Origin of the sequence: Chryseobacterium sp. JUb7 (assembly GCF_024806495.1) — a bacterium.
Classification (GTDB): domain Bacteria; phylum Bacteroidota; class Bacteroidia; order Flavobacteriales; family Weeksellaceae; genus Chryseobacterium.
Genome location: NZ_JANUFF010000001.1, coordinates 416,848 through 432,300 on the forward strand (window position 1 = coordinate 416,848; position 15,453 = coordinate 432,300).

Below are 15,453 nucleotides of genomic sequence, written 5' to 3' on the forward strand. Positions count from 1 at the left end.
AAAAATAAAATAAATCAACATTTTTTTTAATTCATTTTTATCATCATTTAGAGAAAAATATTTTTCAAATTTCATGAAAATAAAGACGAATTTATTCTGATTTTTAATTTTTAGTTAATTTTCAAAGCTTCAAAAACTAACACAAAGCCCTATTAATCAGTAATTAACGATTTTGGCAAGCATTTTGCAAAGTAAACGAAGTCTGATTAAACGATTAGGCGAAATTAAAATAGTAAAAAATTAAAAAAACAAAATTATGAATAAGTTATTTTTAGGATTGGCAATCGTCGCTGGCTCATTAGTATCAGCTCAAGAAACAGAAACAAAACCAGCTGCTAAAACTCCAACTCCGATAAATCATGAAAAGGAACCTGTAAGATTCGGTATTAAAGGTGGAGCGAATGCTGCTGCTTTCAGTGAGCAGAAGCTGAGCACCAATAACCAGAAAATAGGTTTTAATGCAGGTGCTTTTGTTAATATTCCTTTATCGAATAAAATAAGTGTTCAGCCTGAAGTATTGTACAACCAAATGGGAGCAAAAAGTGTAATTTCATCTAATGAAGTAACCAGCGGAAGTACTACTGTAAAAACAGTTGCTGACAGTAAAGTAGAATTAAATTACATCTCTGTACCGTTAATGTTCCAGTTCAGACCCGCTAAAAGCTTTTACTTTGAAGCAGGACCTGAATTCAGCTACTTCTTAAATGGTAAAAACAAAGGAGAAACTACGATTACAACAACTACTGGAAGTACATCAACAACTCAAAATATGTCAACATCTGAAACTATTGACAAAGACAATATCAAAAAATTCAATGTAGGATTAGGACTGGGAGTTGGATTGGATATTACGCATAACCTAGGTGTTAATGCAAGATATGTGAACAGTTTAACACATGTTGCAAATAATGCAGGTGTAGCAGATGCCAACAAAAATATCAATACAAACAGAGTATTCCAATTAGGATTAAGCTACAAATTTTAATATAACATAACCAATTAATTTCAATATGAAAAGGTCGGATTTAGTAATTAAATCCGACCTTTCATTTTTTATTTTAAAATAGAATTAACTGAATAATTCCACTTCCTCTCCTTTTCCTACCGGATATTCTTCTGTGAAGCATCCGAAACAGTGATTGGAAGAACCTAAAATTACTTTTAAATTTTCTGTACTTAAGAATTCCAAAGAATCTACTCCTAAATAATCTCTAAGCTCCTCTGTCGTCATATTTGCAGAAATCAGATCATCTTTTGAAGGAGTATCGATTCCCAAATAGCAAGGTGCAATGATGGGTGGAGAAACACTTCTAAAATGAATTTCTTTAACACCCGCATCTTTCAGTATCTTCACCAGTCTCTTGGAAGTCGTTCCACGAACGATTGAATCGTCGATGATTACCACTCTTTTTCCTTTGATTTCAGAAATAATAGGATTCAGTTTAAGATTCACTACCCTTTCTCTCATTTCCTGAGTCGGTACAATAAAACTTCTTCCGATATATCTGTTTTTAATCAGAACCGGACGGAAAGGGATTCCCGAAGCCTTAGAAAAACCAATGGCAGCAGGAACTCCTGAATCAGGAACTCCAATGACAACATCAGCTTCTACCGGAGCCTGCTCCCAGATTTTCTCTCCAGATTTTTCTCTGATTTCGTAAACATTGATGTTTTCTAAAGATGAATCAGGTCTTGCAAAATAAATATACTCGAAAGAACAGATTCTCTGCTTAGCCTTTGCTTCATCTACCATAATCGAGTGAAGTTTTCCCGGTTCGTTTTCATTCGTATAAATGATCTCTCCCGGTAAAATATCACGCACATACTGAGCTCCTACAGCATCTAAAGCAACAGATTCAGAAGCTACAACGTAAGAATTTTCGTTGATTGCTCCCAAAACCAAAGGTCTGATTCCGTTGAAATCTCTGAATGCAAAGAATTTATTTCTTGTCATTCCCACAACAGAATAAGCTCCCTCTATTTTCTCCATCGTAGCCTTAATTGCTCCACGAAGTCCTAAGTCAAGATTTTTCTGGATTAATCTTAAAATAACCTCAGAATCTGAAGTTGCTCTGAAAACAACGCCTTCAGCTTCCAATTCTGTTTTTAATTCTCTCGCATTGGTTAAGTTACCATTGTGAGCAATAGAAAGGATAATTTGATCATATTCGTTTTTCGCGAAAAATGGCTGGAAATTATACTTCTTTTTATCTCCTGCAGTCGTATAACGTGTGTGTCCGATTGCAGAATTTCCCATAAAAGTTTCAGGATCCTGGATCTCTTTATAAACATCCAAAACCAAGCCTTCATCTTTCATATTGGTGATTTTTCCATCTTTTAAAACGGAAATTCCACAAGCCTCCTGACCTCTGTGCTGTAAAGCAAAAAGCCCGAACTGCGAAAGAGAGAACGTATCCAAATCATTATCAGAATACATTCCGAAGATACCGCACTCCTCATTCGGAGCATCCAGTCTTTCTTCTTCCTGCGTTCTGAAAAGATTTCTTCCGTAGGTTTGAGTTTCAAACTGTTTTAAATATTCACTTTTATGAATGTCTAAACTTTTCATTTCTATTTTTTCTAAATTAGAAGTTAGATATTAGATGTTAGAAATTAGTCTAAGTTAACTTCAATTATAATTTTAAATTTGTCTTTAATGAGTAAATCATTTTCTGTATCTCAGCTAAAAGTACTTTTAGGGGAACTATTTTAGTTTCAGAAATAAAATTTAAATCTATTAATAATTGTAACTGAGTTTGTAATTCATAAGTTGAACCAAACGCAATTCCAAGAAATTGATAAAATTCATTTTTATTATTTCTTCCTGCTCCTTCTGCAATATTTGAAGGTATTGAAACAGCACATCTTCTAATTTGAGACAGTAAACCAAACTTTTCTTCACTTGGTAATTCTGCTGTAACCAAATAAACTTCTTTTACTAAAGCCATTGATTTACTCCAAACTTTAAGATCTTCTATCCGGTGCGATTTCATTCTAACTTCTAATATCTAACTTCTAACTTCTAAAATTTACTTACCAAGTAAATTTTTCAATCTGTTATAGATCTCAACATATGCTTCAGTTACTTCTCCAAGATCTCTTCTGAATCTGTCTTTATCTAATTTCTTCATCGTATCTTTATCCCAAAGTCTGCAAGTATCAGGAGAAATTTCGTCTGCAAGGATAATCTCACCATCTGAAGTCTTTCCTAATTCGATTTTGAAATCAACCAAGATAATATTCATTTTGTCGAAAAGATCGATTAAGATTTCGTTGATGTCAGAAGTTAATTCATACATCTCATCAAGCTCTTCATAGGTAGCTGCACCTAAGAAAACAGCGTGGTGATCGTTAATAAGCGGATCTCCCAACTCGTCTTTTTTGTAGCAGATATCGAAGATGGTAACCGGAGATTTAATTCCTTCTTCAACTCCTAATCTTTGAGCCATGCTTCCCGCAGAATAGTTTCTTACCACCATTTCCAAAGGAATGATAGATACTTTCTTTACCAATTGCTCTCTTTCGTCCAATTGTTTAATGAAATGAGTCTTAATCCCTTTTTCATTTAAATATTCAAAAATCAAAGTTGTGATGGCGTTGTTCATTTCACCTTTCAAATCAACAGACCCTCTTTTTTGAGCATTAAATGCTGTAGCGTCATCTTTAAAACGTACTACTACTTGATCAGGATTATCGGTAGCAAATACTTGTTTTGCTTTACCTTCGTACAACATTTCTTTCTTTTCCATTTCTTACTAGATTTATTTTTATTATTTAATTAAAATTCCTGTTAAAACTGCCATTCCAAAGCTCAGAAGAGTACCGATAAGTACATACTCCGTCAGTTTTCTTTGTTTGGCCTGTGCTAAGTCACTGAATCTGAAAACAGATTTTGCAGCCACCATAAAACCAACGCCTTCCCAGTGGTTCACCAAAATAAAAGTGAATACCAGTAAACGTTCTAAAATTCCAATATATTTTCCGGCACTTGATAAAGATTCGGTTTGTATATTACTTGCTGTCTCGGGAACCGGTGTCCATGAAGACAGTAATATTTTGATAAAAATTGAAGCTGGAGTTGTTAAAAACAAAGCTCCCATCAATATTTTTAAAATTTCCTGATTTTTTAAAAACTCAAAACTGAATTCATTAAAATAAAAGGAAATTCCTGCAATGACTACAATATGTAAAGCCTGATCGATAAAAAACCAGTTTTTTTTATTTTTAACTGTTTGAAAACTCAATTTTGCAGCATCAATAATAAAGTGCGAAATCCCCACCAGAACAGCGACCCACCAAAGCTGAAGATCCCAAAGAAAAATGAGACTTAAAACAGCGTGAATCAAAACATGAAGATACAAATATTTGCTCTTCAGTTTTTTGCTTTCTTTCTCTGCAACCCAAGAATTTGGCTGGAGAATAAAGTCTCCAAGTAAATGCGCCAATATGAGTCTAGTAAAAATCATGCTTACAGTTCTGAGATTTTTTTTCTGAAATATTGATTGGTTTCCACGATAAGCTCGTAGTTTGCACGTTTCAGTCTCTGGCTTATAGAGGACTGTGAAATCGCAAATCTTTTCGCAAGATCTTCCTGTGTGATATCCTTATTCATGATCATTTCGTGAATAATTTCTGAAGTTGCCATCGTCCAGTTATCAAAATCTTTAGATGACCATTTCAATAATATATTAAGATCTCTGTCTACAGAATCGTTCGAAGTTTTAATGGAAACAGTATGTCCGTCATTTTTAAGGTCATTCAGCAGTCTTCCGGAATGCACATAGGCCGTTCCGTTGGATTCCGTTATTTTATCAGATGAAAAATTTTCTTCGCCAATACCTATAGCCATTCTTACATCCAGGTTTTCCTGACTTTTTATTAGTGATTTTATGGCTAAGAAACGCCAGAAGACTTCATCAATATTACATTTGAACTGAAATTCATCGCCTCTGTAGATTTCCCATATCTGAGGTGCGCTTCCCCAATTTTCGAGAAGATTTTTAAGCTTGTTGATCCAAACTTCTGTATCCGCGTGTTGTGAATTTATAATATCTCCGGTAATGACCGCTATCATTTTGCAAATATAAGCATAATTACTTATAAATAAAAGATATAAGCAGAAACACTTATAGATATTGATTATTAGGGAATATGCTTATATCGATTATACTGTAAACATAAGATTTTGTGAGGATTATAATTAATTATCTGAAACGAATTCAAAATAAAAAGCATGAAAAATTTCTTAAAACAGAATATCTGCATCTTTTTTGCACGCTTATTTTTATCATAAATAATTACATAAGCACCATGATGAAAACATTTGTTATTTCGATATTTCTTCTGACCGGAATTAATACTTCTTTTAATGCACAGCCAAATATTAAAAATACCCTACAGGAAGAGATAGAGCTCTGGCCATCTTCAATGCCTGACCTGGGAGGTATCAGAAGCCCGGAAATAATCACCGATAAAGGTTCAGTAACTCAGGTTTCAAAACCAAGATTAATTGTACACCGACCTCAAAATCCCAATGGAACCGCTATTCTGGTTATCAGCGGTGGCGGGTATGCTCATATAGAAATGGGTAAAGAAAGTGCTCCGACCGCAAATTGGCTCCAATCTGAAGGAATTACAGCATTTGAGCTTATTTACAGACTTCCCCAAGAAGGCTGGAAAAGCAACAATGTTCCATTTGAAGATGCTCAGCGTGCCATGCGGATAATCCGGAATAATGCTAAAAAATTCCAAATAAATCAACATAAAGTAGGAATTCTTGGATTTTCGGCAGGGGGACATCTTGCAGGCGTTACTTCTACCCTTTTCAACAGGCAATTTTATAAACCCGTAGATGTCATAGATTCATTATCTTCAAGACCGGATTTTGCAGGTCTTATTTATCCTGTAATATCAATGCTGCCTCCGAATAATAAAACCCATTCACGAAAAAGTATTTTAGGGAATTCACCGACAACCGAAGCTGAGACTTCCTTTTCTGTAGAAAAACAGGTAAGTAACAATACACCTCCTACATTTCTGGCACAGGCTATGGACGATCCTATTTCTCCTGTTGAGAATAGTTTCTTAATGGATAAAGCTTTAAAAAATGCAAAAGTTTCGGATGAAATGCAAATCTATAAGACAGGAGGACATGGCTGGGGGCTAGGCAAGAAAAACAGTCCTGTTTCTTCCTGGCCTGATTTGTTTAAAATATGGGCTCAAAACAATGGATTTTGGAAAAAATAATGTCACTAAAGATCAAAAACAATAAAAAGCCGGGACTATCGTGATAATCCCGGCTTTTTAAACTTTTATTTTTAAACTCAAACTATTTTTTTATAAACTGATAAATTTTATCATCAAGTTTTAATAAATAGGAACCGGCTGCCAGACTTTGAACTGAAATATTTTTCTTGTTTTTAAAAGGTAAATTTTCAGTAGAAATTACTCTTCCTGAAAAATCTAAAATCTGAGCATTTTTCATGTTTTCAACGTTTCCGCTTACAAAAATGTTTTCACTAGCCGGATTAGGATAAATTTTCACCTCATCATTTTTTGTATAAACAAGATCTGAAGCTGATAAAACCCCTAAATTCTGACAATAATTACTTGCATAAGAATCCCATTCAGAAATATTGAAAGTTGTAGCCGGCTGATTAACCGTATTCTTACGATACAAAGAAACATTAGCCAGTGTTGAAGAATTTGACTGACCTGTAACACCCATCGCATCTACCGTTGAAGATTTATACCTTAATTCAACATAATTACTTCCGGAGAAGGTCATCTGCGGTGCAGCGGTCACAAATTTTGCCTGATTAATGGTATAACATGAAAAATTAGCGTCCGGATTTAAAATAACAAAACTTTCATTGTTCTGAACCGTTCCTTCCAGTTCATAAGGTGCAGGAAAGTAATAATTGCTTCCGCTTGGAAGCTGAATAGACAGTCTGTAATCGCTTAAATTCACAGCATGCCCTGTCTTATTGGTAATTTCTAATGCCTTGTTGTTGGATGTCCCTTCAAGGTATTTTGAGACAAAAAGATCTTTAGCATACATATCTGTGGCTAAAGTTGTTATTGCAACAGTATTGCTGTCCGAAGACAAGAGATACCCTTCATCATACGCTTTTACAGTGAAGCTGTAGGCGGTAGAAGGCGTTAAATGATCAATACTTATTGAATTTCCTTTCGTTGAACCTACCAAAGTCCCATTTTGATATATTTTATAACCCAGAACATCTGTACTCGAGCTTGGAGCCCAGCTGAGTGTGGTAAAATAGGCACTATTTTGGGTTACCGCTAAATTCGTGGGTGATTGTGGTGGTGCAGCATCAGGTGTTTGTCCCCAGATTGCATTTACCCACGCAGGATTATCAATAAAAGGATTTCTGTTTTTCTGTAAATTATAAACCGAATTATTCCTGTCGATTTCCCTTGGAGAAACAGGATCCTGCTGATGCCACTGAATAAGCATGGCAATATAAGCCGGATCAAATGCCCTTTCTTCCGTTCCATCCAGTGGATTGGTATCAGAAGAAGGATTTGCATTGTTATTAAAATTAAAAGTTCCTAATTTTCCTTCATATCTTACTGCAAAATACAGTAAACTTCTCGCCACATCACCCTTAAATTCATTAATCGGCTCGTAAACTCTCCCTGTATACACTGAACCGGGAATAGCAGAATTTCCAATTTTCGAAGAATTGGTAAATGTGTAATAAATTGTAGAACCCACCATCCCGTAAGGATAATTACTTCTCAACTGATTGATTCTTGCATCTGTAGGAACCACATAAAACAAATCGGAATACATCGGATAGTTACTGTAAAATGTGCTTTGCGGCATCATGTGTTCTCTGTTCCAGCCCAACCCTTCAGCTCCTGCACTTCCAATGATATTGGCTGTGGTGTATTCATAGGCATCGGGTCCGGTTGGAATTTCAGAATAAATATCCAGCAGTATACTCGTGTTTGAAGCATCATGGTCATAATATTTATCCAGATCTGTCTGATTATAATAATTGGTAAGATCACCATAATGCCAGTTGATATTCTTTGCAGAAATAATATCGTGTAGTTTAGATTTCAGCGCATAGCCCGTTAATCCGGTAGTTCCATCGTAATATCCGGCAGGAATCTGAGCAGAAATAAAAGATGAAATTAAAATTATAGGAAGTAGAAGTTTTTTCATGCTTTAAAAATTGGGTGGCTAAAATAGTAAATTAATCTACTCAAAGTTCTGTAAAATTTATTAAAAAATCATTAAATATCAGAATATAAAAAATTGAATATTAAAGTTTTGTAAGGTTAGTACTATGTTGGAAATAATTTTTTTGGACGTTCGGTCAATTTATTTATCTTTGGGAACTAACTATTTATCTATATGAATACAGAGACTATTGACAACATTAAAATGATAGCGGAAACAGCAAAAGAATTTGCTGAGAAAAATATTAGACCTAATATTATGGAGTGGGACGAAAGCCAGACTTTCCCTAAAGACCTTTTTCATGAGTTAGGAGAAATGGGGTTCATGGGAATCGTTATCCCTGAACAATATGGTGGTTCTGGTCTTGGTTATCATGAATATGTTACGATTTTAGATGAGATCTCTCAGGTAGATCCTTCAATCGGACTTTCTGTAGCAGCGCACAACTCACTTTGCACAAATCATATTTACGAATTCGGAAACGAAGAGCAGAGACACAAATGGCTTCCTCAGCTGGCATCCGGTAAAGTAATCGGAGCTTGGGGACTTACGGAACATAATACAGGTTCTGATTCAGGAGGAATGTCTACCACTGCCGTAAAGGATGGCGATGAGTGGATCATCAATGGTGCCAAAAACTTCATTACACACGCTATTTCGGGGGATATTGCCGTTGTTATGACAAGAACAGGCGAAATCGGAGCTAAAAATAATTCAACTGCTTTTGTTTTAGAAAAAGGAATGCCTGGTTTTACTTCCGGTAAAAAAGAAAATAAATTAGGAATGAGAGCTTCTGAAACAGCTGAATTAATTTTTGATAACGTTCGTGTTTCTGATGCAAATCGTTTAGGGGAAGTCGGAGAAGGTTTTAAACAGGCTATGAAAATTCTGGATGGAGGTAGAATTTCTATCGCTGCTTTAAGTTTAGGAACAGCAAGAGGAGCTTACAAAGCTGCTTTGAAATATGCTAAAGAAAGAAAACAGTTCGGAAAATCAATTTCAGAATTCCAGGCAATCAATTTTATGCTGGCAGATATGGCAACAGAGATTGATGCTGCAGAATTATTGATTCAAAGAGCTGCTACACTGAAAAATGCTAAGCAAAAAATGACAAAAGAAGGTGCTATGGCAAAACTGTACGCTTCTGAAGCTTGTGTGAGAATTGCAAACAATGCTGTTCAGATCTTCGGAGGATACGGATATACAAAAGATTTCCCTGCTGAAAAATACTACAGAGATTCGAAACTGTGTACGATCGGTGAAGGAACTTCTGAGATCCAGAGATTGGTTATCGGCAGAGATATTACAAAATAATTCAATAAAAAAACAAAACAAATGATTAAAAAAGCCCTTTTAGGTGAATTTTTGCATGAAGCAGAAAACACCAGAAAAATTTTGAAAGCAATTCCTGACAGTGCTTTGGACTGGAAACCATCTGAGAAGAACTGGACGACTGCTCAATTGGCTTCTCATATTGCAGAAGTATATAATTGGTACGAATCTACTTTCAATCAGGACATATTTGATATGGGAGCCTATCAGTATGACAAAGGAGATATTTCCAAAGCAGAAAATATTGTAGCCAAGTTTGAAGAAAATGTTTCTAAAGCTCAGCAGATTTTAGAAAATTCAGACGAAAATACTTATTTCAATGAATGGAAAATGGAGATGGACGGAAACGTACTTTTCCCTCCCACTCAGAAAATTCAGGTCATCAGAGGGTTTTTGTTTAATCATTTATACCATCATAGAGGTGAGTTAGTGGTTTATTTAAGATCCACAGGAAATAAAGTTCCGGGATTGTACGGACCAACCGCCGACGATAAGTTTTAAAAATTAGAATTATATCATTAATAAGTGAATAGCACTCGTATTTTGCGGGTGCTATTTTCTTTTTCTGAGAAAATGATTTTTTTGACATCTACAATGTATTGCATATAAATTTAAATGAATAGTCTAAAATTTTCTTAAAAAATTTTGTTTTTCATAATTAAATTTTTATTAGCTTTGATATCCCACAATCAAAATAATATTTATATGAAAAAACAATTATCGATGATTGGAATGCTGCTTTTATCGGGCATTTCTTTCGCGCAGACGGATCGTCTTTGGACTGAAAGTTCCAGAAAATCTTCAGAAATCATTGAAAACAAAGTCAACATCAGCAATCCTAAGATCTACAGCCTAGATATCAACGGATTGAAAAGCGTTTTGGCAAAAGCTCCTAAAAGAATAGCAGCAGGAGAAAAATCAGAAATTATCATTTCGTTTCCGAATTCAGAAGGAAGAATGGAAAATTTCAAAGTAAAGGAAAACTCAAACTTTGACCCAATACTTGCTGCGAAATATCCGGATATCAAATCCTATGTAGGAGAAGGTCTTGATGACCCAAATTCTACGGTTTATTTCAGCATTTCACCTCTAGGACTTTCTTCGATGGAGATTTACGGCGACAAATCTGCGGTTTTCATCGAACCCTACACTAAAGATTTATCAACATACGTCGTTTATAAAAAATCAGACAAAAAAGATGATCTCAATAAATTCGAATGTACCGTTATTGATGTTGCCCAAAAAGGTGTTATCAATACCAATATCGCCGCAAGACCCAATGCAGATGATGCCAAATTAAGAACATTCAGATTAGCACTTTCCTGCACAGGAGAATACACTGCTTATTTCGGAGGAACAAAAGCTAACGCTTTAGCAGCAATGAACAATACCATGACCCGTGTAAACGGAGTTTTTGAAAAAGATTTTGCTGCCAGAATGGTTTTGATTTCAAATAACGATGCTGTAATTTACACCAATGCCTCCACAGACCCTTATTCTGCAGCTTCAGGAATGAGCAGCTGGAATTCCCAGCTACAGTCAACTTTAACATCTGTAATCGGTGAAGCAAACTACGATATCGGGCATTTATTCGGTGCTTCAGGCGGCGGAGGAAATGCGGGCTGCATAGGCTGCGTTTGTACCAACGGGTCAAAAGGAAGCGGATACACCTCTCCGGCAGATGCCATCCCTTCAGGAGATAATTTCGATATTGACTATGTAGCTCACGAAATGGGACATCAATTTGGAGGAAACCACACCTTTTCCCATGGAAATGAGGGCACAGGCGTAAATATGGAACCTGGCTCCGGATCAACAATCATGGGGTATGCCGGAATCACAGCACAGGATATTCAGCCACACTCAGACTCATTCTTCCATGCAGTAAGCATACAGCAGATCACCAATAATATTAAAGCTAAAACCTGCCCTGTAAGCACGAGCACAGGAAATTCAATTCCAACAACCAATGCAGGTTCAGACTATACTATTCCAAAAGGAACACCCTTTATGCTGACAGGCTCAGGAACTGATGCCAACGGAGATTCTTTAACCTACATCTGGGAACAAATGGACAACGCTTCTTCTTCCCAGACAGGAGCAAGCTCAGCAGCAAGCGCTACAAAAGCAACAGGCCCTACTTTCAGATCCTGGACACCGCAGACAACCCCTGTGAGATACTTCCCAAGAATGGCTTCAGTTTTAACAGGAGCAACCACAACGGCGGGTTCAGAAATCACTGTTGAAGCATTGTCAAATGTAGCAAGAACTTATAATTTCAGATTTACTGTTCGCGATAACAGAGCCGGAGGCTCAGGAAACAACTCTGATGACGCTGTCATTACTGTAAACGGAACCGCAGGTCCATTCAGTGTAAGTTCTCAGAATTCAGCGACCACTTACGCAGGCGGCAGCTCTCAAACAGTAACATGGAATGTCGCAGGCACCACAGCAAACGGGGTAAATGCTGCTAATGTAGACATTTTATGGTCTACCAACTCAGGAACAACATGGACTACCCTTCTTGCAGGAACACCAAATGACGGAACCCAAGCTGTAATCATTCCAAATGTTTCCACCACAACAGGAAGAATTATGGTGAAAGGATCAAATCATATTTTCTTTGACGTCAACAACGCAAATATCACTGTCAATGCAGGCTCAGGAACTTCAGACACTATTGCTCCGACGGCGCCTACATTAGCAGCTTCAGGCACTACTTCTACAAGCACAAATCTTTCCTGGTCAGGAGCAACGGATAATGTTGGGGTTACAGGATACGAAATTTATTTAAACGGAACTTTATTAGGTTCTACAGCTTCCACCACTTATACCGCAACAAGCTTAACGCCATCTACTACCTACAGCTTCACGGTTAAGGCTAAAGACGCAGCAGGAAACACTTCTCCATCAAGCAATACAGTAAGCGTAACCACACTTGCAGGAAGTACTGTTTCTTATTGTTCGGCTTCTGCAAACAATACAGCAGATGAAAGAATAGGAAACGTAAAATTCGGAACAATTAACAATACCTCGACAGGTACTGCCGGCTATGAAAACTTCACTTCCGTTTCTACCAATGTAACCAGAGGAACAGCATATGCTATTTCGGTAACGCCAACCTGGACTTCAACAGTATACAGTGAAGCCTATGCCGTTTATATTGACTATAACGGGGATGGCGATTTTACTGACAGCGGAGAACTAGCCTGGTCTAAAACAGGATCTACCACTACTCCGGCTACAGGATCTATTACGATTCCTTCAACAGCAACAGCAGGCACAACAAGAATGAGAGTTATGATGCAGTACAGCTCAGTTCCTTCATCATCTTGCGGAACGTATACTTACGGACAGGTGGAAGATTATACATTAAATATTGTATCCTCAGGAAGAGGAGATCTTTCTGGTACAAAAGACTTGATCACTGATATTAAATTATATCCAAACCCGACAAAAGATGTTTTAAATATTTCAAATACAACATCTGAAGAGTACAGAATCTTCGATATGGGAGGAAAATTAATTAATTCAGGAAACCTTCAAAGAGGGTCTGTCAACGTAAGCAACCTAATCAAAGGGGCTTATATGATTCAGATTGGAGAAATCAGCAAAAGATTTATCAAGAACTAATACCCTTCTCGAATTTAAACACGGGATTAAAGGCTGTCTGGAAACGGGCAGTCTTTTTTTATGAGTAATGAGTAAAATTAGTAATAAACAATGGATACCTTTACTTCTGTTCACTTTGTCATATTGAGCGCGAAGCAGTCGAAATATCTTTTTCTGTATATTAATGACATTAAAATTATTTTTAATTTTTGCCATTCTGTCAAGGATCTAAGTATAGCATTAGAAAAGAATGGAAAGATTTGAGTCTAAATTCTTTCTATATAACAAACTTTGTGGATGTTTTTCTAATGTTTTAAATGAAAAACTTCCACCCTAGCCCCGACTGAAACGACGTCCTTTTTGGTTGCGGCTTCCACTTCGTTCCAGCCGCAACCAAAAAGATACAGTGGAAAGCGGGATTAAGCTCCAAATAAAAATTTAACCACAAATGTTTTCATTAATATTCACAATCATCTGAGAAATCCGTGGGAGAAAGAACTAGTAATGCATATCTTGACTTTTGAAGCTCTTCCTTCATCAGAATAAAAACCTAAGACAGACTTAACAAAAATAATTCAGCAAAACCTAAGTTCTAATTCCCCATATCTAAAACCTAATTTTTATATTTGCCTTAAATAAAAAATATTCATGGATAAAATTGATAGTCTGAACCAAGTAGCAGAATTCCACACCACTTTTAAAGCCCCTATTTTAGATACTCCACAAATCCCTTCACCGGAAAGATGCAACCTTAGAGTTGAACTTTTACAGGAAGAATTAAATGAATTAAAGCAAGCAATTGCTGATAATAATATTGTAGAAATAGCAGATGCTCTTTGTGATTTACAGTACGTTTTGAGCGGTGCTGTACTGGAATTCGGTCTTGGCAACAAATTTGTAGAGTTATTCAACGAAGTTCAGCGTTCCAATATGTCTAAAGCTTGCGATAATGAAGAACAGGCACAGGAAACCGTTGAGTTTTACAAGGCAAAAGAAGTAGAATCTTTTTATGAAAAGTCTGGAGAAAAATACAATGTTTACAGACAGGCAGATCATAAAGTACTGAAAAACAAATACTACTCTCCTGCCGACTTAAAGGAAATTATCGAAAAGTAATATGAAAAAATTGATCACAAATATTGTTATCGTTTCAGGATTGGTTTTAACAGCCCAGCAATTTCATGCTCAGAAAGTAGTGGTAAATCGCGAAGTTGAAACAACAAATGACGGTAAAATGCTTTTAGGAAATCAACTCAAAGAGCAGTTCTTAAAAGCGCCTTATGCAGACTGGTACGTAAAAGAGCACGATGAATATGCACTGGACCAAAAAGCAATCGGCGAACTCAAAAAGGACAAAATAAATTCTTATTCGATCACCGTTTTCATGGGAACATGGTGCGAAGACAGCCACAGGGATTTCCCTAGGCTGATGAAAATTCTGGAAGAGGTAAAATATCCTGATAATAAATTAACGATCATTGCTGTGAATCGTAAGAAGGAAGCTCCGGGCGGCGAGGAAGGCCTTTACAATATCCAGAAAGTCCCTACCATTATTGTTCAAAAGTATGGCAAGGAAATTGGAAGAATAATAGAAATGCCTACTTCAGGCTATATTGAAAGAGATTTGGCGGACATCTTAAAGAAAGATGACAAATCTGTGATCAAAGAAATATTTAATAAATAGATTTGAAAAATTATAGAGTAATCATACCATTCATAACAGGAGCAATCATCATGTTGCTTCTGTTTTTTGGATTAAAGTCCTGCCTGAATCCAAACAGGAAAACTGAAAAATCAGACTACTATATTCTGACCAATCAAATTTCCAAGATGAATAAAATGGTCGTCCTGGAACAGAATACATCTGCTATGCAGAAGACCAAAATGGGCTATGAATTTTTCGGAAAGGAAGTGACCAGCAACAGCATCATTACCTACACCAAAACCAATGCTCAGGTTTCTTATGATTTAAATAAAATGAAAATCAAGGTAGATTCTATTAATAAAAAATTAATTATTACCGAGTTGCCTAATGCAGATATAAGAATTACTCCCAGTGTTGAAATTCAGTCTATGGATGATTCTTTCATCAACAGGATTTCGGAAAAAGACATTAAAAGCGTAACTCAGAAAGCAAAAGAAACCGCGATTAAATCTATTGATGAAAACAAATTAAGGGATGAAGGTCATAAACAATTAATGGAAAATCTCAATAATATTTTCGTTTTGGCAAAGGCTTTGAATTATAGTATAGAAGACCAGACAGGTAAGCTGGGTATTTTAGGACTATAAAAATC

General features: G+C 36.2%; 14 protein-coding genes. 8 read left to right on the forward strand and 6 right to left on the reverse strand.

What is annotated here, in order from left to right:
* The first annotated feature begins 256 nt into the window (after positions 1-256).
* Positions 257-985 (forward strand): porin family protein, encoded by a 729-nt coding sequence (locus M2373_RS01940; protein WP_259106864.1) that lies wholly within the window; start codon positions 257-259, stop codon positions 983-985.
* An 84-nt stretch (positions 986-1,069) separates the two neighbouring features.
* On the opposite strand, the gene purF is transcribed toward M2373_RS01940, so the two are convergent.
* From purF to M2373_RS01965, 5 genes are all read right to left on the reverse strand, one after another.
* Positions 1,070-2,569: an amidophosphoribosyltransferase gene (gene purF, locus M2373_RS01945; RefSeq protein WP_259106865.1), complete on the reverse strand. Its 1,500-nt coding sequence runs from the start codon at positions 2,567-2,569 to the stop codon at positions 1,070-1,072.
* Between the two features lie 64 nt (positions 2,570-2,633).
* Positions 2,634-2,993 carry a four helix bundle protein gene (locus M2373_RS01950; protein ID WP_259106867.1) on the reverse strand — a complete coding sequence of 120 codons (360 nt, stop codon included), beginning with the start codon at positions 2,991-2,993 and terminating at the stop codon, positions 2,634-2,636.
* A gap of 36 nt (positions 2,994-3,029) precedes the next feature.
* Positions 3,030-3,749 carry a phosphoribosylaminoimidazolesuccinocarboxamide synthase gene (gene purC, locus M2373_RS01955; RefSeq protein ID WP_259106868.1) on the reverse strand — a complete coding sequence of 240 codons (720 nt, stop codon included), beginning with the start codon at positions 3,747-3,749 and terminating at the stop codon, positions 3,030-3,032.
* Positions 3,750-3,770: 21 nt separating this feature from the next.
* Positions 3,771-4,466 carry a DUF3307 domain-containing protein gene (locus tag M2373_RS01960; RefSeq protein ID WP_259106870.1) on the reverse strand — a complete coding sequence of 232 codons (696 nt, stop codon included), beginning with the start codon at positions 4,464-4,466 and terminating at the stop codon, positions 3,771-3,773.
* A 2-nt stretch (positions 4,467-4,468) separates the two neighbouring features.
* A complete protein-coding gene (locus tag M2373_RS01965; protein ID WP_259106873.1) occupies positions 4,469-5,074 on the reverse strand; it encodes a SatD family protein in 606 nt (201 codons plus the stop codon).
* A 236-nt stretch (positions 5,075-5,310) separates the two neighbouring features.
* Here M2373_RS01965 and M2373_RS01970 point away from each other — a divergent pair, with 236 nt between their 5' ends.
* Positions 5,311-6,246 (forward strand): alpha/beta hydrolase, encoded by a 936-nt coding sequence (locus tag M2373_RS01970; protein ID WP_259106875.1) that lies wholly within the window; start codon positions 5,311-5,313, stop codon positions 6,244-6,246.
* Positions 6,247-6,328: 82 nt separating this feature from the next.
* On the opposite strand, the gene M2373_RS01975 is transcribed toward M2373_RS01970, so the two are convergent.
* Positions 6,329-8,194, reverse strand: coding sequence for an endonuclease (locus tag M2373_RS01975; RefSeq protein WP_259106877.1), 1,866 nt, complete (start codon positions 8,192-8,194; stop codon positions 6,329-6,331).
* 192 nt (positions 8,195-8,386) lie between these two features.
* Between M2373_RS01975 and M2373_RS01980 the strand changes: the two genes are divergently transcribed.
* From M2373_RS01980 to M2373_RS02005, 6 genes are all read left to right on the forward strand, one after another.
* The gene (locus tag M2373_RS01980) at positions 8,387-9,526 is read left to right on the forward strand and encodes an acyl-CoA dehydrogenase family protein (RefSeq protein ID WP_259106880.1); all 1,140 of its coding nucleotides are present in this window, start codon (positions 8,387-8,389) and stop codon (positions 9,524-9,526) included.
* 21 nt (positions 9,527-9,547) lie between these two features.
* Entirely contained in the window at positions 9,548-10,045 is a 498-nt protein-coding gene (locus tag M2373_RS01985; RefSeq protein ID WP_259106882.1) for a DinB family protein, read from the forward strand.
* A gap of 204 nt (positions 10,046-10,249) precedes the next feature.
* Entirely contained in the window at positions 10,250-13,177 is a 2,928-nt protein-coding gene (locus M2373_RS01990; RefSeq protein ID WP_259106886.1) for a reprolysin-like metallopeptidase, read from the forward strand.
* A gap of 627 nt (positions 13,178-13,804) precedes the next feature.
* A complete protein-coding gene (locus M2373_RS01995; RefSeq protein WP_259106888.1) occupies positions 13,805-14,272 on the forward strand; it encodes a nucleoside triphosphate pyrophosphohydrolase family protein in 468 nt (155 codons plus the stop codon).
* 1 nt (position 14,273) lies between these two features.
* On the forward strand, positions 14,274-14,840 hold the full coding sequence (locus M2373_RS02000; protein WP_259106889.1) for a thioredoxin family protein: 567 nt from the start codon (positions 14,274-14,276) through the stop codon (positions 14,838-14,840).
* 2 nt (positions 14,841-14,842) lie between these two features.
* Positions 14,843-15,448 (forward strand): DUF4230 domain-containing protein, encoded by a 606-nt coding sequence (locus M2373_RS02005; protein WP_259106890.1) that lies wholly within the window; start codon positions 14,843-14,845, stop codon positions 15,446-15,448.
* Positions 15,449-15,453 lie beyond the last annotated feature (5 nt).